Annotated in this window: 19 protein-coding genes; 4 read left to right on the top strand and 15 right to left on the bottom strand. The window is 64.8% G+C overall.

Going from position 1 to position 19,372, the window contains the following annotated elements; genetic code table 11:
• The first annotated feature begins 48 nt into the window (after positions 1–48).
• The 4 genes from AOQ71_RS32925 to AOQ71_RS32940 are packed head-to-tail and all read left to right on the top strand — an operon-like array spanning position 49 to position 3,664.
• Positions 49–924: a carbohydrate ABC transporter permease gene (locus AOQ71_RS32925; RefSeq protein WP_057756047.1), complete on the top strand. Its 876-nt coding sequence runs from the start codon at positions 49–51 to the stop codon at positions 922–924.
• Entirely contained in the window at positions 917–1,774 is an 858-nt protein-coding gene (locus AOQ71_RS32930) for a carbohydrate ABC transporter permease (protein WP_057756728.1), read from the top strand. The genes AOQ71_RS32925 and AOQ71_RS32930 overlap by 8 nt, the downstream gene beginning before the upstream one ends.
• 10 nt (positions 1,775–1,784) lie before the next feature.
• Positions 1,785–2,900, top strand: a complete 1,116-nt coding sequence (locus AOQ71_RS32935; protein ID WP_057756050.1) for an ABC transporter ATP-binding protein — start codon at positions 1,785–1,787, stop codon at positions 2,898–2,900.
• Positions 2,897–3,664, top strand: a complete 768-nt coding sequence (locus AOQ71_RS32940; protein WP_057756052.1) for an SDR family NAD(P)-dependent oxidoreductase — start codon at positions 2,897–2,899, stop codon at positions 3,662–3,664. Before AOQ71_RS32935 ends, AOQ71_RS32940 begins: the two co-directional genes overlap by 4 nt.
• Before the next feature lie 157 nt (positions 3,665–3,821).
• Here AOQ71_RS32940 and lpxB read toward each other — a convergent pair whose 3' ends face one another.
• From lpxB to AOQ71_RS45585, 15 genes are all read right to left on the bottom strand, one after another.
• A complete protein-coding gene (lpxB, locus tag AOQ71_RS32945; protein WP_083514654.1) occupies positions 3,822–4,997 on the bottom strand; it encodes a lipid-A-disaccharide synthase in 1,176 nt (391 codons plus the stop codon).
• Complete coding sequence (locus AOQ71_RS32950; RefSeq protein WP_057756730.1) at positions 4,994–5,851, bottom strand: LpxI family protein; 858 nt, start codon at positions 5,849–5,851, stop codon at positions 4,994–4,996. Before AOQ71_RS32950 ends, lpxB begins: the two co-directional genes overlap by 4 nt.
• 19 nt (positions 5,852–5,870) lie before the next feature.
• A complete protein-coding gene (gene lpxA, locus AOQ71_RS32955; RefSeq protein WP_057756058.1) occupies positions 5,871–6,662 on the bottom strand; it encodes an acyl-ACP--UDP-N-acetylglucosamine O-acyltransferase in 792 nt (263 codons plus the stop codon).
• 252 nt (positions 6,663–6,914) lie between these two features.
• Entirely contained in the window at positions 6,915–7,376 is a 462-nt protein-coding gene (gene fabZ / locus AOQ71_RS32960; protein ID WP_057756061.1) for a 3-hydroxyacyl-ACP dehydratase FabZ, read from the bottom strand.
• Complete coding sequence (lpxD, locus tag AOQ71_RS32965; RefSeq protein ID WP_057756064.1) at positions 7,373–8,440, bottom strand: UDP-3-O-(3-hydroxymyristoyl)glucosamine N-acyltransferase; 1,068 nt, start codon at positions 8,438–8,440, stop codon at positions 7,373–7,375. The genes fabZ and lpxD overlap by 4 nt, the downstream gene beginning before the upstream one ends.
• Positions 8,441–8,587: 147 nt before the next feature.
• Positions 8,588–11,122 (bottom strand): outer membrane protein assembly factor BamA, encoded by a 2,535-nt coding sequence (gene bamA / locus AOQ71_RS32970; protein ID WP_057756731.1) that lies wholly within the window; start codon positions 11,120–11,122, stop codon positions 8,588–8,590.
• A 174-nt stretch (positions 11,123–11,296) separates the two neighbouring features.
• Positions 11,297–12,448, bottom strand: coding sequence for an RIP metalloprotease RseP (gene rseP, locus AOQ71_RS32975; RefSeq protein ID WP_057756067.1), 1,152 nt, complete (start codon positions 12,446–12,448; stop codon positions 11,297–11,299).
• 44 nt (positions 12,449–12,492) lie between these two features.
• Positions 12,493–13,716, bottom strand: coding sequence for a 1-deoxy-D-xylulose-5-phosphate reductoisomerase (dxr, locus tag AOQ71_RS32980; RefSeq protein ID WP_057756072.1), 1,224 nt, complete (start codon positions 13,714–13,716; stop codon positions 12,493–12,495).
• 4 nt (positions 13,717–13,720) lie between these two features.
• Positions 13,721–14,563: a phosphatidate cytidylyltransferase gene (locus tag AOQ71_RS32985; RefSeq protein WP_083514656.1), complete on the bottom strand. Its 843-nt coding sequence runs from the start codon at positions 14,561–14,563 to the stop codon at positions 13,721–13,723.
• Positions 14,560–15,318 carry an isoprenyl transferase gene (locus AOQ71_RS32990; RefSeq protein WP_057756075.1) on the bottom strand — a complete coding sequence of 253 codons (759 nt, stop codon included), beginning with the start codon at positions 15,316–15,318 and terminating at the stop codon, positions 14,560–14,562. Before AOQ71_RS32990 ends, AOQ71_RS32985 begins: the two co-directional genes overlap by 4 nt.
• Positions 15,319–15,329: 11 nt before the next feature.
• Positions 15,330–15,893 (bottom strand): ribosome recycling factor, encoded by a 564-nt coding sequence (frr, locus tag AOQ71_RS32995; RefSeq protein ID WP_057756077.1) that lies wholly within the window; start codon positions 15,891–15,893, stop codon positions 15,330–15,332.
• Positions 15,894–15,959: 66 nt separating this feature from the next.
• On the bottom strand, positions 15,960–16,676 hold the full coding sequence (gene pyrH, locus AOQ71_RS33000; protein ID WP_057756078.1) for a UMP kinase: 717 nt from the start codon (positions 16,674–16,676) through the stop codon (positions 15,960–15,962).
• Between the two features lie 61 nt (positions 16,677–16,737).
• Positions 16,738–17,661: a translation elongation factor Ts gene (gene tsf, locus AOQ71_RS33005; protein ID WP_057756080.1), complete on the bottom strand. Its 924-nt coding sequence runs from the start codon at positions 17,659–17,661 to the stop codon at positions 16,738–16,740.
• A gap of 134 nt (positions 17,662–17,795) precedes the next feature.
• A complete protein-coding gene (locus AOQ71_RS33010; protein ID WP_057756082.1) occupies positions 17,796–18,791 on the bottom strand; it encodes a 30S ribosomal protein S2 in 996 nt (331 codons plus the stop codon).
• A gap of 225 nt (positions 18,792–19,016) precedes the next feature.
• On the bottom strand, positions 19,017–19,372 hold a 356-nt coding region (locus tag AOQ71_RS45585; RefSeq protein WP_430648665.1), incomplete at its 5' end, for a hypothetical protein.

Consider the following 19,372-nt stretch of genomic DNA (forward strand, 5'->3'; position numbering starts at 1 on the left):
GAACTCGTCTCGACAGCAACACGGCCGGGCCGGTCGGCAACCTCCGAGATGGTGCGCCGGCTGCCCGAATTTCTGATGATCTGGGTGCCGCTGCTGTTATCAGCAGCGCACCTCATCTCGTTTTCGATCTGGACCATCTGGATTTCGTTCACGCCCTCCACCCTCGTTCCCGTGACGGGCTGGGTCGGTTTGCGCAACTACAATTCGGTCCTGGCGTCGCGAAACTGGCAGATTGCCTTCGACAATCTGCTGCTGTTCGGCATCGCTTTCGTGCTGCTCAGTTTGACGACCGGCCTGCTGCTCGCGATCCTGCTCGATCAGCGCATTCGCGGCGAGAACGTGCTGCGGACCATCTTCCTGTATCCCCTGGCCGTGTCCTTCGTGGTGACAGGCACGGTGTGGAGCTGGCTGCTCAATCCGGGCATCGGCATCGAGAAGCTCGCCCATGATCTCGGCTGGACCTCCTTCCACTTCGACTGGCTGGTCAACCGCGACATGGCGATCTGGACCATTGTCATCGCCGCGATCTGGCAATCATCGGGCTTTGCCATGGCCCTCTTCCTGGCCGGCCTTCGCTCCGTCGATTCCGATATCATCAAGGCGGCACAGATCGACGGTGCCGGGCCTGTCAGAACCTATTGGCGCGTCATTCTGCCGACGCTTTGGCCGATCACCGTCACGGTCGTGGTTGTCCAGTTGCAGTTTGCGATCTCGGCCTTCGACCTCGTCCGCGCACTCACCAATGGCGGGCCGGGAATCGCGACCCAGCTGCCGGCGCTCGTTGTCTATGATTTGATGTTCCAGCGCAGCCAGCTCGGTCGGGGCGCGGCGGCGGCGGTGCTGATGTTGCTCATCCTTCTTGCGGTGCTGCTGCCCTATGCGGCCTGGCGCTATGTCCGGCAACGGCGGGCAGCCCATGCGTGACCGAAGCTTCACCCCAAGCCGGGCTCTGATCTATCTGATCGTGACCTTGTTCGCGGCCGCCTACCTTGCGCCGCTGGTCGTCGTCATCCTGAACTCGCTTCGGACCAATGAGGAGATCGCGCAGAGCTCGATGATCGGCTGGCCGCAACACTGGGCCTTTGGCAATTATGCCCTGGCCTGGAGCGGCTTTTGCGTCGCCGAGACCTGCGCCGGCATCCGGCCATACATGCTGAACTCGGCGCTCGTCACGATCCCGGCAACGATCTTCTCGACCCTGCTCGGTGCTGTCGCCGGTTACGCCGTGTCGCTCTGGCGCTTTCGCGGCGACGTTTGGATCTACGGCATCGTCACCCTTGGCCTGTTCCTGCCCCAGCAGATGCGCCTGTTGCCCTGGACCATCGTGCTGCGGGACATCGGGCTCATCAACACGCTGTCGGGTCTCGTGCTGATCCACACCATCCAGGGTCTCTCCTTCACAGTGCTGTTCTGCCGCAACTACTACATCGCCATTCCGCACGAGCTGATCCGGGCCGCACGCATCGATGGCGCCGGCTTCTTCCGCATCTTCTGGCGTATCATCCTGCCGCTCTCGGCCCCCATCCTGATCGTCACCGTGATCTGGCAGTTCACCCATATCTGGAATGAATTCCTCTATGGCGTGACCTTCACGACCGGCCAGCAGCAGCCGGTGACGGCCGCGCTCATCGCACTGTCTACACCAATTGCAGATATCCCCAAGCAAGGTGTGCAGAGCGCCGCGGTGATCATCGCAGCGCTGCCGACTTTGCTGATCTATCTGTTCGGCGGCAGATATTTTGTACGCGGCCTCACTGCCGGGGCCGTGAAATGATGGATGTGTCATGGCAGCACTGAGCATTCGCGCCCTGTCCAAGCGCTACGCCAATCTCGAGGTGCTGAAGGGCATCGACCTCGACATCGAGAGCGGCGAGTTCACCGTGCTGGTGGGGCCGTCCGGCTGCGGCAAGTCCACGCTGCTCAACATCGTCGCCGGGCTCGATCGCGCCAGCGACGGCACGATCGAGATCGGCGGGCGTGTGGTCAATGACGTCCCGCCCAAGGACCGCGACATCGCCATGGTGTTCCAGTCCTATGCGCTCTATCCCTCGATGACGGTGCGCCAGAACATCACCTTCGGCATGGAATGCCGCGGCGTTGCCAAGGCCGAGCAGGAGAAGGCGCTGGCGAACGTCGCAAGGCTGCTCCAGATCGAGCCGCTGCTCGGCCGCAAACCGTCGCAACTGTCAGGCGGACAGCGCCAGCGCGTAGCGATGGGACGTGCCCTGGTGCGCGACCCCCTGCTCTTCCTGTTCGACGAGCCGCTCTCCAATCTCGACGCCAAGCTGCGCGTCGAGATGCGCATGGAAATCAAGCGGCTGCACCAGCGGATCGGCGCCACCATCGTCTATGTCACCCACGACCAGATCGAGGCGATGACGATGGCGACCCGCATTGCCGTGATGCATCGCGGCGTGGTGCAGCAATTCGCCGACCCCGACACCGTCTACCGCTATCCCGCCAACCTCTTCGTCGCCCGCTTCATGGGCTCGCCGCCGATGAACACGATGCCGGCCCGGCTCGAGGCCGACGGCGGCGGCGCGGTGGCCGTGATCGGCGCCGGGCGGCCGGACGAGGTCCGTCTCCACCTGCAGGGCTATGAGGCCGCCGCCTCCTATATCGGCCGCGAGGTGGTGCTCGGGATCAGGCCCGAATGCGTCGCCGAAGGCGATCGCGTGTTCTCAGGTGCCGCGGGCCCGCCCGTCATCGTCACCGCACCGGTCGAGCTGGTCGAGCCAACCGGCGCGGAGACCATCGTCCTGCTGCGGCTTGGCGGCGAGCCTGCGCAGGCGCGCATCTCGCCGGACATCCGCCCGGCGCCGGGCGCGACCTTTTCCTTTGCCCTCGATATCAGGCGCATTTGCCTGTTCGACCCTGAGACGGAGCGACTGATCGCATGACCCAGACGACCTATGCCGACCTCGCCAATCGCGTGGTGGTGATTACCGGAGGCGCCAGCGGCATTGGTGCCGCCTTTACGCGCGCATTCGCCGCCCAGGGGTCCCGAGTCGCCTTCCTCGACATCGACACGCAGGCGGGCGAAGCGTTGGTGCAGGAAGTGGCCAAGACCTCCGGCACGGCACCGCTGTTCGTGCCCTGCGATCTCCTCGATATCGACGCGCTGCGCACCGCGCTGGCGAAGATCCACGCGTCGCGTGGCGATGCCGCGGTCCTTGTCAACAACGCCGCCAACGACCAGCGCCAGGTGCTAGCAGATGTGACGCCGTCGGAGTTCGATTGGATGATGGGCGTCAATTTCAAGCATGTCTTCTTTGCCGCGCAAGCCGTGGTGCCGCAGATGCAGGCGCGCGGCGGCGGCTCGATCATCAACATGTCCTCGATCGCCTGGATGCGCGGCGCACCGGGGCTGCCGGTCTACGCCGCGGCCAAGGCGGCGATTGTCGGTTTCACCAATTCGCTCGGCCGCAAGTTCGGTCCGGACCGCATCCGCGTCAACGCCATCGCGCCGGGGATGGTGATCACCGAACGGCAGCGCAAGCTGTGGTATCCGGATGAGCGGCAGATCGCCGAGATGCGCGCGCGCCAGGCCGTCCCCGATGCTGTGACGCCCGACGATATCGCCAATATGGCGCTGTATCTCGCGTCGGACGCGAGCCAGCGCATCAGCTGCCAGTGCTTCCGGGTCGATGGCGGCTTGGCCTAACGGCACGGGAAGTGTCGTAGTGTCGTAGGGTGGGTTAACTGTGCAGCTGCGCGAAGCGCATCTGCGCGGCGTAACCCACCACTTCTGCCACCGCGGAAACTAAAGAGGTGGGTTACGCTGACGCTAACCCACCCTACGAGACCTGCGAGACCGTCGTCTACCGTCCCTTCCGCATCGTCGCGAGCACGATGTCGGCGGCGAGCACGCTTGGCGGTTTGTTGCCGGTCGACATGATGGTGTCGAGCTGTGCGAAGGCTTCGAGCTGCCGGCGGCGCAGCGGGGTGTCGGTCAGCACCTCGGAGAGAGCTGTGGCGAGCTTCTCCGGTGTGCAATCTTCCTGCAGGAATTCGGGGACCACATCCTTGCCGATCACGAGATTGGCGAGGATCACCGAAGACACCTGGATCGCGCGGCGCAGGATGAAGGCCTCCATCGCACCGACGCGATAAGCCGTCACCATTGGGATGCCTGACAGGGCCAGCTCCAGCGTCACCGTGCCGGACTTTGCCAGGGCCGCGCGCGCGATCCGGAACGCGGCGCGCTTTTCGGTTTCACCGACCGCGATTCTAGGTTTGACTGGCCAGTTTGCGACGCCTGCGCGAATGGTGGCTTCGAGATGCGGCATGGTCGGCAGCATCAATTCGAATTTGGTGCCACTGGATTGCAACCGGCCGATGGCCGCGCCGAACACGTCGAGATGATGCCGGATCTCGCTGCGGCGGCTGCCCGGCAAAACCAGCAGCACCGGCGGCTCGCCATCGCGGCGCCGTTGCTCGTCGGCATCCGGCCGCAGCGACGACAGCTGCTCGGTCAGGGGATGGCCGACATAGCTGCAGGGCGGCCCGCCCAGCTTGCGATATTCCTCCGGCTCGAACGGCAAGAGGCCGAGCACATGATCGACATAGCCGAGCATGGCGCGCGCGCGGCCCGGCCGCCAGGCCCACACCGAGGGCGAGACATAGTCGATGATAGGGATTGCCGGATTCTTCGCGCGCACACGGCGGGCGACCCGATGGGTGAAATCAGGACTGTCGATGATGACGAGCGCATCGGGCGCGGCATCGGTCACGGCATCTGCTGTTTCGCGGATCAGCCGCAGGATGTTCGGCAGCTGCTGCACCACCGCGGCAAGGCCGACGATGGAGAGCTCCTCGATCGGAAATAGTGTCTCGAGCCCCTCGCGCGCCATGGTCAGGCCGCCGACGCCTTCGAACTGCACGCCATCGCCCAGCCGCTGGCGCAGCACCTTCATCAGCGCCGAGCCCAGCCGGTCGCCGGACTCCTCCGTCGCGATCAGAAATATCTTCCTGATGGGATCGCGGACCTGCATCACGCCGGCACACCAACAACGAAAAGATATTTGGCGTCGGCAAGCGCGATCATCGCCTGCGGCTCGGCAGCGATGGTGTTGCCGGCGATCACGGCGACACCGGCAAGGCCGGCCCTGGCGACGCCCTCGATCGTACGCGGGCCGATCGTCGGCAGGTCGAAGCGCAGGTCCTGGCCGCTCTTCGGCGCCTTCACCAGCACGCCGCGCCGCGTGGCCGCGCGGATGCGGCCCTCCTCGCGCAGGCGCGCAACGCGCGCCAGCAGCGCATCGGTGCCCTCGATGTCCTCGACCGCCACCACATGGCCGTCGATCACGACCGCAGCCTGCCCGATATCGAACGGCCCGAGCGCGGTGAGCACCGCGCGCCCGCGCTCGATGTCGCCCTTGGCGTTGTCCGCCGGCCAGGCACGGGTGATGCAGCCCTCGGGCATCAGGAGGTCGGGCGCGACGTCCTTGATGCCGACCATGCGAAAGCCGTCCTGCTCGAGGATCCGCCCGACGCCTGACAACAGATGATCGTCGCCGCCGCGGAACGCACGGATGACGTTGCCGAGCAATCGCAGCGTCTTGATGTCGAAGCGAATCTCGGTGAGCGAGGGCCGCACCAAGGTGCCGATGAAGATCAGGTCGCGGCACCCCTCCTCGCGGAACAGCCGCATGGCGCGGCCAAGCTGGCCGACCGAGATCCAGCGATGGCGGAATTTCTCGACCTGCACCGGATCGCAGGCGCCGCGCAATGGAAACAGCACCGGCGTGATGCCGCGCGCGGCGAGCGAGTCGGCGACCGCGAACGGCATGGCGCCGCCGCCGGCGACAACGCCGACCGGCGATGAAATCCGTGATGCCGCCGATGTCATGTCCGCGGCCATGCCAGGATCACTTCTCGATGGTCGGAAGGCAGAGTGGACGCTTGCCCTTGCCGATGAAGCCGAGGATCTCCGCAATCGCGGGATCTTCGCTTGCAAGCGGCTGCACCGCCTCCAGACGCTCGGCGAACGTGCCGGGGCCGTGGAAGAGTTTTTGGTAGAACGCACGCACGGTGGCAAGCCGCTGCTTGGTGAACTTGCGCCGCTTCATGCCGATCAAATTGAGGCTCTCCAGCACCGCATACTGGCCGTTGGCGAGCCCATACGGGATGATGTCGTCGCGCACCCCCGAGAGGCCGCCGACCATCACATAGGAGCCGATGCGGGTGAACTGATGCACCGCGGACAACCCGCCGATATAGACGGCATCGCCGATCTCGCAATGGCCGCCGAGCGTCGCCGAGGTCGCGAAGATCGCGTTGTCGCCGACCACGCAATCGTGACCGACATGGCTGTTGTTCATGAAGTAGCCGTCGTTGCCGACGCGCGTCTTGCCACCGCCCTTGACGGTGCCGACATTCATCGTCGAACCCTCGCGGATGACGTTGCCGGAACCGATCTCGAGCGTGGTCGGCTCGCCCTTGTAGCTGAGATCCTGCGGCGCGCCGCCGAGCACCGCGAAGGGCGAGATCACGCAGCCGTCGCCGAGCGTGGTGTGGCCGATAACGGTGACCTGTCCGAGCAGCTTGCAATTGGCCCCGATCCGGGCGTTGCGACCGATGATGCAAAAGGGCCCGATCTCGGTGCCTTCGCCGATCACGGCGCCGTCTTCCACCCGCGCGGTGGGGTCGATCTTACTCATCAAGCGATCTTACTTATCAACAAGGTCTGACTATGTGTTGAACTTGCTCGGCTTTCCGCCTGTTAGCGTGACTGCGCCCGATCTGTCCAGTGACGTATGATCTCGGCGTGTTTCGGGTCGACCGTCATTCCGGGATGCGTGCAAAGCGCGCAGGCCCGGAATCCATCTCACCACCAGCACCGCAGTCCAATGGATTTTCGGGCTGGCGACTTCGTCGCGCCCTGGAATGACAAGCGGAAGGCCTGGCTCCCCTCAGTCCGTCAGCATGGCTCCGACATCGGCCTCGGCGACGACCTGACCGTTGACCTTGGCGTCACCGTGAAACCACCACATCGCCTTGCGGCGGCCGAGCGAGCGCATGTGATACTCGATGGTATCGCCTGGCAGCACCGGCTTGCGGAACTTGCACTTGTCGATGGTGAGAAAATACACCGCCCGCGGCTTCTCGGTGCCCTCGACCGACTTGATGCCGATCACGCCTGCGGTCTGCGCCATCGCCTCGATCATCATGACGCCGGGATAGACCGGACGCTCGGGGAAATGCCCCTGGAAAGCCGGTTCGTTGAAGGTGACGTTCTTGATGCCGATGCCGCTGTAATCAGCGCGGATGTTGATCACCCGGTCGATCAGCAGCATCGGAAAACGGTGCGGCAGGGTCTGGAGGATCGCATTGATGTCCACCAGCGCAAACTTGATCGGTGATTCCTCCGTCATTCCCGTCCCTCATCCTTCGGATCGGTCTTGCTGTCGCGTACCAGACGCTCCACCGCGATGATCTCCTTGAACCATTGTTTGGTCGGCTTGGCGAAATGCCCGCCCCAACGCCCCCCCGGCGGGACGTCGTCCTTGACCGCGCTCATGGCGGTCACCTGGGCCCCATCGCCGATCTTGAGGTGATTGTTGATACCAACCTTCGCTCCCAGCGCCACGTTGTCGCCGATGGTCAGGCTACCCGCGAGCCCGATCTGGGCCGCCAGCAGGCAATTACGGCCGATCGTCACATTGTGGCCGATCTGGACCTGATTGTCGATTTTGGTGCCCTCCCCGATCACGGTGTCGCGCAGGGAGCCGCGATCGATGGTGGTGCCGGCACCGACTTCCACATTGTTCTGGATCAGCACACGACCGGTCTGGGGCACCTTCAAATGGCCCTCAGGGCCGAAGAAGATGAAGCCGTAGCCGTCCTGGCCGATCGAGCAGCCGGGGTGGATCAGCACATTGTTGCCGATCAGCGCGCATTGGATGGCCGTGCGTGCGCCGACATTGCAGTCGCGGCCGATCTTGACGCCCGGCCCGAGGACGACGCCTGCCCCGATCACGGTGCCGCTGCCGATCTCCACATCAGGACCGATGACGGTCAGCGGCTCGACGATGACGTCGTCCTCCAGCCTTGCCGACGGGTCGATGATGGCCGATGCCGCAATGCCGTCATTGCCGAACCAGGACTGCGGGCGCAATGCGTCCGCGTGCCATTCCCGGGCGATCCTGACGAACGCCCGGAACGGCTGCGCCACCCGCAGCACGGCCGTATGCGCGGGCACCTGCGCCTCGAATCGCGGGCTCACCAGGCAGGCACCAGCCTTGGTCGCCTTCAGCTCATCGGCGTATTTGAGGTTGTCGAAGAACGCCAGATGCATCGGGCCGGCTTCGTCCAGCGAAGCGAGACCCGTGATGACATGACCGCCCCTGCTGGGATCGACCAGTTGCGCCTTGGTCAGCGTGGCGATATCGGCCAGCGCCGTAGCAGGCGGTTTCTTGAAGAAGGTCGGCTGTGCCATTCCACCCCGTCGCGGTCCGGCTTCGGCATGAAGCGGTCAGGCCGTATCATGCCTAATCTCACGGATTGAGCACGATCTTTTTGGCGGCCGGCCCCCAGCAATTCCCGGAGGAATTCCCAAGCGGCCGGTCACGCCCTGCCGATCGAATTAGAACGAGGTGCCGCCGCCGAACCGGAATTCCTGCGTACGGTCATACTTGCCCTTCGTGAGCGGCACTGCGTAGTCGAAGCGCAGCGGCCCGAACGGCGAAGCCCAGATCAAGCCGACACCGACCGACGACCGGATAACCTTGCTGTCATCGTAGACCAGGCCGGTACAGGTTCCTGGAGTGTTTGGATTGATCGTCGACGCGGTGCAGTTCGAGTTCTGGGTCGTCGTGGTTTCGCCTGTCAGCGCCCAGGTCGTCGGGCCCTTATAGTCGTACAGACCGCCGGCGTCGGCGTAGACCGCGCCCTTCAGACCAACTTCCTTCGGCAGGAACCAGAACGGCATCTGCAATTCGAGCGAAGCGCCCCAGTACTTGGTGCCGCCGAGCGCGTCCTGCGTGTCATACGGGTTGATGTCGCGCGGGCCGATGCCGTTCGGCGCGAAGCCGCGGACGAGGTTCGGGCCCATCTGGAAGTGATCCAGCATACGCAGGTCCTTGCTGCCGACCTTGTTCAGGACACCGCCCTGGAGGTGGACGAGGCCGACGAGATCAGACACCAGCGACTGGTAGTACTTCGCGTCCAGGGCGGTCTTCAGGTAGGAGACGTCGCCGCCGACACCGGCGAAGTCCTGCCTGAAGTCGACGAGCAGACCGTCGGTCGGGTTCTTGTTGTTGTCGAGCGTGTTGTAGGTCAGCGTGTAGCCGAGCGCCGAGGTCAGCGTCTTGCCGTTCGCAAGCTCCTTGCGCACCGGCAGCGAAGCCTCGCCGTCGCTGTAGCAGCCGAGGCCGTTGGTCGAGGTCAGATCAATACCGTTGACGGCAGCGTAGGCCGGGCTCGGATTGAACGCGCCCGATGTCGGGATGTTGTTACAGTTCGCCAGATAGGACGGCAGCGTGATTTCCTGCCGGTAGATCGAGTAGCGCAGCTGCAGCGACAGATCTTCACGCAAGGAGAAGCCGAGACGCGGCGAGAAGCCGAGCGTCTTGGTGCCGTAGGAGATGTAGCTGTTCGACAGCTGCTGGCGCTGATAGAGGTCGAGGCCCAGCGCGATACGATAGTCGAACAGGTACGGCTCGACGAACGAGAGCGAATAGCCGCGCGCATACTGGCCGTAGGTGACCGACGCCTTGGCGAACAGGCCGCGGCCGAGCAGGTTACGCTCGGAGACCGAGACTTCGGCCAGCGCACCGTCCGTGGTGGAGTAACCGCCCGAGACCGAGAAGTCGCCGGTCGACTTCTCTTCGAGATCGACGATCAGGACCACGCGGTCGCTGGATGAACCCGGCTCCGTCGTGATCTTCACGGTCTTGAAGTAGTCGAGGTTCTTCAGGCGGCGCTCGGCGCGGTCGACCAGCGCACGGTTGTAGGCATCGCCCTCCGAGATGTCGAACTCGCGGCGGATCACGTAGTCGCGGGTGCGGGTGTTGCCGCGGATGTTGATGCGCTCGATGTAGGTGCGCGGCCCCTCGTCGATGTTGAACACAACGGCGACGGTATGCGCATCGAAATTGCGATCGCCGGCCGGACGTACCACCGCGAAGGCAAAGCCGCGGCGCGAGGCTTCGATCTGCATGTCCTCGACCGACTTCTCGACCGATTCGACGTTGTAGAGCGAACCGACATTGACGCGCGAGAAGGAGCGCAAGGTGGTTGGGTCGAAGTTCGGGATGGTGGTGCGGAAATCGACGGTGCCGACGCGATATTGCTGGCCTTCCTCGATCTTGAAGGTGACGTTGAAGCCCTTCTTCTCCGGATCGTATTCGGTGAGCGCGGCCACGACCTGGACGTCGGCGAAGCCGTTCTTCAGGTAGAAGCGGCGAATCAGATCGCGGTCGGCCTCGACGCGATCGGGGTCGTACACGTCGCCGCTGCCGAGGAAGCTCAGCAGATTGGTCTCGCGTGTCTTGATGACGTCGCGCAGGCGGTAGGAGGAGAACGCGTTGTTGCCGACGAACTCGATCGACTTGACGCCGGTCTTGGCACCTTCGTTGATCGTGAAGACGAGATCGACGCGGTTGTTCGGCTGCTCGATGATCTCCGGCGTGACGGTCACGTCATAGCGGCCGGAACGGCGATAGATTTCGGCGATCCGCAGCGTGTCCGACTGCACCATGGCGCGGGAGAAGGTGCCGCGCGCCTTGGACTGCACTTCGGCGGTGAGCTGCTCGTCCTTGATCTTCTTGTTGCCCTCGAACGCGATGCGCCCGATCACCGGGTTTTCCACAACCGAGACGATCAGCTGGCCGCCCGGGCCGCGGTTGATCTTCACGTCCTGGAACAGGCCGGTCTCGATCAGGGCCTTGAGGCCGTCATCGATCGCGCCCTGATCGAGGCGCCCGCCCGGGCCAGGCTTGAAATAGGACCGAATCGTCTCCACCTCGACGCGGCGATTTCCTTCGACGGAAATCGACTGCACGGTCTGAGCGAGCGCAGACGAAGACACCAAAACAGCCCCAACCGGGGCAACCACCGGCGCGCCGAACATGATCAGGGTTGCGAGCAAGCCCCCCCGGAGTCGCAGTCCAAACTTCATGCGCAACGCGCCCTTATCAACTTACCAGACCCAACCCCAAAGCCGGTCTGGGAGATTCCCCAAGTTCTAGCCGCTTGTAGCTAATTTCCCCGACATCGCAAACGGCAGCTGACAGGGTAATTTCAATTTCATTCCAAGACGTTGCCTAACAGCAACGCCACAAAAAAGCCCCGATCAGGAAGCGGCCATCCGCAGGATGTCGTTGTAAGTCGCAAAGACCATCAGCATCAGCACCAGACCGAGCCCGATTCGGAACCCCATCTCCTGGGTCCGCTCGGACAGCGGACGGCCACGGACGATCTCGGCCGTGTAGAACAGAAGGTGACCGCCATCGAGCAGCGGAATCGGGAACAGGTTCAGAAGGCCGATCGAGACCGACAGCACCGCGCACAGATTGATCACGAACTGGAACCCGGCACTGGCCGCCTGCCCCGACATCTTGGCGATGCCGAGAACGCCGCTGACCTCGTTCGGATTGCCCTGCCCGACGAACAGCGAGCCCAGGAACTTGAAGGTGCTGGTGATGATGAACCAGACCTGCTCGACCCCGATCTTGAGCGCCTCGCCGACCCCGACCGGCGAGGTCGAAACTTCACCGGCCTGCGACTTGTGCTCGACACCGAGCACGCCGACCTTGTGACTATTGCCGAACGGATCCTTGCGCTCGAGCAGCGCCGGCGTCGCCGTCAGCGACACCACCGAACCATCCCGCTTCACCTGGAAAACCAGGGCCGAACCTGCGCTCGTCGCAACGATGCGCTGCATGTCGGCAAAGCTCTCGATCGGCTTGCCATCGATCTGCACGACGACGTCGCCGACCTTGAAGCCCGCGGCAGCCGCGGCACCGTCGGCGACGACGCCGTCCACGCGCGCGATCGTGCTTGGCTTGCCGTAATACAGCGCCATGCCTGCGAAGATCAGGGCGCCGAGGATGAAGTTGGCGATCGGTCCGGCGGCGACGATGGCGGCGCGCGGGCCGACCTTCTTGTGATGGAAGCTGCCGGCGCGCTCTTCCGCCGTCATGGCTTCCAGGGTCGCGGCCGACGGCGTCGAGGCCTCGCTCTCGTCACCGAAGAACTTCACGTAGCCACCAAGCGGGATCGCCGAGATCTTCCAGCGCGTGCCGTGGCGGTCGTTGAATCCGACCAGCTCGGGTCCGAAGCCGAGCGAGAAGGTCAGCACCCGAACGCCTGCCCATCGCGCGACCAGAAAATGGCCGAGCTCATGGAAGAACACGACGATGGTCAGGACGAACAGGAAGGGAACGACGTAGCCGAGGAGCCCATGGCTCAACGTATTGAAACTATGGGTAAAAAAGTCGATCATCGAATTCCCTCATCCAGCGCCGCAAGGCCCTGGCCCCGAACCATCTAGGATGCCTTTAAGGCAATTTGAGGCAACAGGGCGGCAGCTTTATTTCGCGCAACATGGTCAACGTTTATTGCATCATCCGCTGACGTCATGGGTCCCTGGTTCCCGCCCCGGACCCAGTCCTCCAGCGTCGCCTCGACCAGGCGGGCGATGGCACCGAAGCGGATCTTGCCGGCGATGAAGGCTGCGACCGCAACCTCGTTGGCGGCGTTGAAGACAGTGGTTGCCCCCTTCCCGGTCCGGAGCGACTCGAACGCCAGGCGAAGTCCGGGGAACCGCTCGAAGTCGGGCGCCTCGAAGGTGAGCTGGCCGATCTTGGCCAGATCGAGCTTGGCCGCCGGCCCCTTGATCCGGTCGGGCCAGCCAAGGCAATGGGCGATCGGGGTGCGCATGTCGGGCGAGCCGAGCTGGGCCATCACCGAGCGGTCCGAAAACTCCACCATGCCGTGGATGATCGACTGCGGGTGCACCAGCACGTCGATCTCGTCAGGCGACAGCGCGAACAGATAGGACGCCTCGATCACCTCGAGGCCCTTGTTCATCATCGAGGCGGAATCGATCGTGATCTTCTGCCCCATGCTCCAGTTCGGATGCTTGAGGGCCTGCTCGAGCGTCGCCTGCTCGATGTCCGCGGGCTTCCAGGTCCGGAACGGGCCGCCCGATGCCGTGATGATGACGCGGACCAGCTCGTCGCGATTGCCGGAGGCCAGCGCCTGAAACAGCGCATTGTGCTCGGAATCCGCAGGCAGAATGCAGGCGCCCGCCTTCGCCGCGCGCTGCATGAAGAAATCACCGGCGCAGACCAGGCATTCCTTGTTGGCGAGCGCAACATGCGCGCCGCGATCGACCGCGGCGAGAGCCGGCTTCAGCCCGGCTGCTCCGCTGACGGCGGCCATCACCCAGTCGGCCGGACGCGCGCCGGCCTCGATCACCGCGCTTTCGCCGGCGCCGCATTCCGTGCTCGTGCCCGCGAGTGCGGCCTTCAGGTCGGCGAGCTTGGTGCTGTCTGCGATCGCGACGAAGCGCGCGGAGAATTCCCTGGCAAGTTTTGCCAGTGCTTCGACATTGCTGTTCGCCGTCAGCGCCTCGACGCGGTAGCGCTCGGGCGAAGCGCGCAGCAGATCCATCGTGCTGTCGCCGATCGAGCCGGTGGCGCCGAGGACCGTGACGCTGCGGATGTCGGTCGCAGCAAGCCTGTTGTTACGCAATGGGACTGCGCTCATGTCGTCACCAAACCATAAGACCGCTTCCGGCGCTATGCACACCATGGCGGAGAAAGCCGATAATCCATGCCACCAGGATGGCGGCGACAAAGCCGTCCAGACGGTCCAATAGCCCGCCATGGCCGGGAATTAAGTGACTGGAATCCTTGACGCCGAAGCGCCTTTTCACCGCGGATTCGAACAGGTCGCCCGCCTGCGAGACCACCGACAGGACGGCGCTGACGAACAGCAATGGCACCGCCTTTCCGATGCCGAAAGCGGCGAAGCCGCCCGCAACCGCAAGGCTCGCCACAAAGCCGCCGAACGCGCCGGCCCAGGTCTTCTTCGGGCTGACGCGCGGCCAAAGCTTCGGCCCACCGATCCCGCGGCCGGCAAAGTAGCCGCCGATATCGGTCGCCCACACCACGAGCAGCACGAACATCAGCGCGGCGAAGCCGTGCACGACATCCTTCCGCACCAGGATCGAGGCCAGCAGCGCCGCCGCTGCATAGGCAAATCCGGTCGCGGCCCAGATGAACTTGCCGCGCGCAATCAGCGTCACGATCGCGCCGCCGATGCAGCCGACAATGACGGCAGTCTTGAGCGCGCCGGCGGCAACGCACAAGCCCATCATGGCAAGGACGATGGTCCCTGCCCCGGTCAGAGCGGTCGAGCTTGCACCCACCACCATCAGCCATTCCGTGAACAGCCCGATCGAGATCAGGGTGACGAGCAGCGCCCACAGCCAGCCGCCGGCATAGGCAAGCGCCAGCGTGATCGGCGCCAGCACCAGCGCCGCGAGAACTCGCATCACCAGATTGTTCGAAGCAGGCGTCGTGCCCGCCGGTGCGGCGTCGGGTTCGCTCACGAGGCTGATTTCGCAACCAGGCCGCCGAAACGGCGCTCGCGCCTGGCGAATTCGGCGACCGCGCTTTCCAGCGCCGCCTTGTCGAAATCCGGCCAGTGGACCGGCACGAAGACGAGCTCGCTGTAAGCGGCCTGCCACATCAGGAAGTTGGAGAGGCGCTGCTCGCCGCTGGTGCGGATGATGAGATCGGGATCGGGAATGTCGGGCGCGTCGAGATGGGCGCCGAGTGCGTCGGCGTCGATCGTGGCAGGATCGCGCGTGCCGTCGGCGACTTCGCGAGCGAGCTTCTGCGCGGCCTTCGCGATCTCCTGCCGCGAGCCGTAATTGAAGGCGACGACGAGCGTGAGGCGGGTGTTGTCGCGCGTCAATTCCTCGGCCTCGTTGAGGAGCGCGCAGATGTCGCCCTCGAGGCCGGCGCGCTCGCCGATGATGCGCACCTTGACGCCGTCGCGATGCAGGCTCGCCAGATCGTTGCGGATGAAGCGGCGGAGCAGACCGAAGAGATCGCCGATCTCGCTGGCCGGTCGCGACCAGTTTTCGGACGAGAACGAGAAGATGGTGAGATAGCGGATGCCGAGCTCGTGCGAGGCTCGCACCACACGCCGCAGCGCTTCGACGCCGCGGCGATGGCCTTCGGCCCGCGGCAGACCCCGCGCGGCCGCCCAACGCCCGTTGCCATCCATGATGATGGCGACATGCGCAGGCACATCGGACCGATCAGGTCCGTCCGTTGCGGGCGCGGCGGCGTTGGACATGGAAAAAGGCCTTAAACGGTGAGGATTTCTTTTTCCTTGGCGGCCAGCAGCTGGTCGATCTCGGCGATGGTGCCGTCGGTGGCCTTCTGCACCTCGTCGGCGTGACGCTTCTGGTCGTCCTCCGACATCTCGTGGTTCTTCTCGAGCTTCTTGAGCACATCGAGGCCGTCGCGGCGGACGTGACGCGCGGCGACCTTGGCGGCCTCGGCATATTTGTGCGCGACCTTGACGAGCTCCTTGCGGCGCTCCTCGTTGAGCTCGGGGATGCGCAGGCGCAGCACCTGGCCCTCGGTTGCCGGCGACAGTCCGAGATTGGAATCGACGATCGCCTTCTCGACGGCCTTGACCATCGACTTGTCCCAGACCTGCACCGAGATCAGGCGCGGCTCGGGCACGCTGACGGTGGCGAGCTGATTGAGGGGCATGTGACTGCCATAGGCATCGACCTGCACCGGATCAAGCATCGAGGCCGATGCACGGCCCGTCCGCAGTCCGCCAAGTTCATGCTTGAGCGATGCGACCGCGCCCTGCATGCGGCGCTTCACTTCGTTGAGGTCGAAATTACCCGTGGCCATCACGTTTCTCCTTCAATGTTCCGGCGACCTCACCGCGCCCCTGCTTCGGGGCGCCAGAACGAGCCGTCAGCCGGCGACAACAGTCCCGTGGCCGGTACCGCGCAGAATCGCGCCGATCGAACCGGGTTCCGCGATCGAAAATACGATGATAGGCAGCGACGTCTCGCGGGCAAGTGCGAAGGCGGTCGCATCCATCACCTTGTAGCCGCCCTCGATCGCCTGCGAATGCGTCAGCCGGTCGAACCGCTTGGCCGAAGGGTCCTGCTTCGGATCGGCCGAGTAGACGCCGTCGACATTGGTGGCTTTCAGCACCGCCTCGGCGCCGATCTCGGCGGCCCGCAGCACGGCCGTCGTGTCCGTGGTGAAGTACGGATTGCCGGTGCCACCACCGAGCACGATGATTCGACCCTCGGCGAGGTATTTGTGCGCCGCGGTGCGCGTGAACAGCTCGGAAATCTCGGGCATGACAAACGCCGACAGCGTCCGCGCCGCCGCGCCCTTGCGCTCGATGGTGGCTTCCAGCGCGAGGCAGTTCATCATGGTGGCAAGCATGCCCATGGTGTCGCCGGTCGTGCGCGAGACGCCGCGCGAGGAGACCTCGACGCCGCGAAAGATATTGCCGCCGCCGATCACGACCGCCACCTCGCATCCGAGCCGGCGGGCCGCTATCAGATCGTCGGCGACCCGGTCCATGGTCGGCTGATCGATGCCAAAGCCTTGCTGTCCTGCGAGATATTCGCCGGACAGCTTGATCACGACGCGACGATAGACCGGATCAGTCATGAGCACTTTCCTCGTCCGGGCGCCGCTTCCGGCGGCACGCCGGAAGGAGGTGTTCCAGCGCTTACTTCTTGCCGCTGGCCGCCGCGACCTCAGCCGCGAAGTCCGATTCCTGCTTCTCGATTCCCTCACCGAGAGCATAGCGCACGAAGCCGGCGATCTTCACGGTACCGCCGACCTTGCCTTCGGCTTCCTTCACCGCCTGCGCCACCGACTTGCCGGTATCGTGGATGAAGGCCTGCTCGAGCAGGCAGACTTCCTTGTAGTAGGTCTTCAGGCCGGACTCGACGATCTTCTCGATCACGTTCTCGGGCTTGCCCTGCTGGCGGTACTTGTCGGCGAGCACGTCCTTCTCGCGCTTGACGACGGCCGGATCGAGACCGCTGGGATCGAGCGCAAGCGGGTTGGCGGCCGCGACATGCATGGCGATCTGGCGGCCGAGGCTTGCGAGCTCGTCGGCCTTGCCGGGCGATTCCAGCGCGACGATCACGCCCATCTTGCCGGCGCCATCGACGACCGCGCCGTGGACATAGCTCGACACCACGCCCTGGCTCACTTCGAGCGAAGCAGCGCGGCGCAGCGTCATGTTCTCGCCGATGGTGGCGATCGCGTCGTTGATCGCGGCTTCGACCGTGACGTCGCCGACCTTGGCGGCCTTGATCTTCTCGACATCGGCGCCGGTGTCGAACGCGACCTGGGCGATCATCTTGACGAGGCCCTGGAACTGGCCGTTACGCGCAACGAAGTCGGTTTCGGAGTTGACCTCGACCACGACGCCCTTGTTGCCCTTGGTGAGCGCGCCGATGAGGCCCTCGGCCGCGACACGGCCCGACTTCTTGGCGGCCTTGGACAGGCCCTTCTTGCGCAGCCAGTCCTGCGCGGCTTCCATGTTGCCGTCGTTCTCGGTCAGCGCGGCCTTGCAGTCCATCATGCCTGCGCCGGTCGACTCGCGCAGATCCTTGACCATCGCAGCTGTGATCGTTGCCATCGTTGAAATCCTTCTTGCCTGCCGGTTTGCCGCGGCGTGGCTTCCAATTGCCCCGCCGCGGTCCATCTCAGGAATTCGCGTCAACTGAATGAATGGTGGCCGGATCCCGTCCGGCCAACCCATCGCCGTTTTGACTATTCCGCTTCCGCGGTCAGTGCCTTGGCCTTGGCCACCCAGGCATCCGCGCGGCTCGGCAGACCGACTTCTTCGCCGATCGTGTGCGCGGTGTCGTGGTCGAGCTCGGCGAGCTGCCAGTAGTGGAAGATGCCGAGGTCGTTGAACTTCTTCTCGATCGCGCCCGACACGCCCGGGAGCTTCTTGAGGTCGTCGGCGGTGCCGCGCGGACCGGCAAGACCCTGGAAGCCGCTCGAGGACGGGGCCGGCAGCTCTTCGGCGACCGGACGAACCGACGCGCCAATGTCGACGCCCGACTCGCCCTGAGCGCGCGAGATGCCGTCGATCGCCGCGCGCGCGATCAGGTCGCAATAGAGCGAGATCGCGCGGCCGGCGTCGTCATTGCCCGGCACCACATAGGTGATGCCCTTCGGATCGGAATTGGTGTCGACGATCGCGGCAACCGGGATGTTGAGACGCTGGGCCTCCTGGATCGCGATGTCTTCCTTGTTGGTGTCGATCACGAAGATCATGTCGGGCAGACCGCCCATGTCCTTGATGCCACCGAGCGAGCGGTCGAGCTTGTCGCGCTCCCGCTGCAGCGTGAGGCGCTCCTTCTTGGTGTAGGAATTGGCTTCGCCGCCGGCCAGCACTTCGTCGAGGTGACGCAGGCGCTTGATCGAGGCCGAGATCGTCTTCCAGTTGGTCAGCGTGCCGCCGAGCCAGCGCGAATTGACGAAATACTGCGCGCAACGCTTGGCAGCGTCGGCGACGCCGTCCTGTGCCTGGCGCTTGGTGCCGACGAACAGGATGCGGCCGCCCTTGGCAACCGTGTCGCTGACGGCCTGAAGGGCCGTGTGCAGCATCGGCACGGTCTGGGCGAGGTCGACGATGTGGATGTTGTTACGGGTGCCGAAAATGAACGGAGCCATTTTCGGATTCCAGCGGTGCGACTGGTGACCAAAGTGCACGCCAGCTTCGAGCAGCTGACGCATAGTGAAATCGGGCAGTGCCATCGTTTGAATTCTCCGGTTGGTTCCTCCGGAAGCGTGTGAGCAAAACGGAGCGATGTCGCCCCGGCTGCCACCGGACGGCCTTGTGAGCCATGCTTCCGTGTGAGATGGCGCGCTATATAGCGCCATTTCGGCCAGAAGCAAGGAAATAAGGGCCTTTCGGGGCTTTTACCGCCCGCGAAAGGCCCTTTCCGGGATTTCCGCCCTGCCCGCTAGCACTTCGGCTGGTTAGGCGGGCATTTTTTCGCCGCTGGCGTGGGCGGCGCAGGCGGTCGCGGCGGTGGCGCGACTGGTCGCGGCGGAGGCGGTGGCGCGACCGCCATTCGTGGTGGCGGCGGCGGAGCCGGCCTGGCCACCGGCGGAGGCGGCGGAGCAGGCCGCGCGGCTGCAACTGGCGGATGCGGCGGCGGAGGCGGCGGCGCGGCCACCCGCGGTGGCGGGGGCGCGACCCGCGGTGGAGGCGGCGCCACGTGCGGCGGAGACGGAGGCGTTGGCCGCGCGAGCGCCTGCGGGTGCGGCGCTTGCGGCGGCGGCGTCCGCGTGACCTGCGCGGGCGACGGCGTTGCAGGCCGCAGCCCCTGCGG

This window comes from Bradyrhizobium manausense (assembly GCF_001440035.1).
Taxonomy (GTDB): Bacteria; Pseudomonadota; Alphaproteobacteria; order Rhizobiales; family Xanthobacteraceae; genus Bradyrhizobium; species Bradyrhizobium manausense.

Coding starts and splice junctions, on each gene's coding strand:
- AOQ71_RS32925 (WP_057756047.1), top strand. CDS start 49: ATGGTGCGCCGGCTGCCCGAATTTCTGATGATCTGGGTGCCGCTGCTG.
- AOQ71_RS32930 (WP_057756728.1), top strand. CDS start 917: ATGCGTGACCGAAGCTTCACCCCAAGCCGGGCTCTGATCTATCTGATC.
- AOQ71_RS32935 (WP_057756050.1), top strand. CDS start 1,785: ATGGCAGCACTGAGCATTCGCGCCCTGTCCAAGCGCTACGCCAATCTC.
- AOQ71_RS32940 (WP_057756052.1), top strand. CDS start 2,897: ATGACCCAGACGACCTATGCCGACCTCGCCAATCGCGTGGTGGTGATT.
- AOQ71_RS32950 (WP_057756730.1), bottom strand. CDS start 5,851: ATGACATCGGCGGCATCACGGATTTCATCGCCGGTCGGCGTTGTCGCC.
- lpxA (WP_057756058.1), bottom strand. CDS start 6,662: ATGAGTAAGATCGACCCCACCGCGCGGGTGGAAGACGGCGCCGTGATC.
- fabZ (WP_057756061.1), bottom strand. CDS start 7,376: ATGACGGAGGAATCACCGATCAAGTTTGCGCTGGTGGACATCAATGCG.
- lpxD (WP_057756064.1), bottom strand. CDS start 8,440: ATGGCACAGCCGACCTTCTTCAAGAAACCGCCTGCTACGGCGCTGGCC.
- bamA (WP_057756731.1), bottom strand. CDS start 11,122: ATGAAGTTTGGACTGCGACTCCGGGGGGGCTTGCTCGCAACCCTGATC.
- rseP (WP_057756067.1), bottom strand. CDS start 12,448: ATGATCGACTTTTTTACCCATAGTTTCAATACGTTGAGCCATGGGCTC.
- dxr (WP_057756072.1), bottom strand. CDS start 13,716: ATGAGCGCAGTCCCATTGCGTAACAACAGGCTTGCTGCGACCGACATC.
- AOQ71_RS32990 (WP_057756075.1), bottom strand. CDS start 15,318: ATGTCCAACGCCGCCGCGCCCGCAACGGACGGACCTGATCGGTCCGAT.
- frr (WP_057756077.1), bottom strand. CDS start 15,893: ATGGCCACGGGTAATTTCGACCTCAACGAAGTGAAGCGCCGCATGCAG.
- pyrH (WP_057756078.1), bottom strand. CDS start 16,676: ATGACTGATCCGGTCTATCGTCGCGTCGTGATCAAGCTGTCCGGCGAA.
- tsf (WP_057756080.1), bottom strand. CDS start 17,661: ATGGCAACGATCACAGCTGCGATGGTCAAGGATCTGCGCGAGTCGACC.
- AOQ71_RS33010 (WP_057756082.1), bottom strand. CDS start 18,791: ATGGCACTGCCCGATTTCACTATGCGTCAGCTGCTCGAAGCTGGCGTG.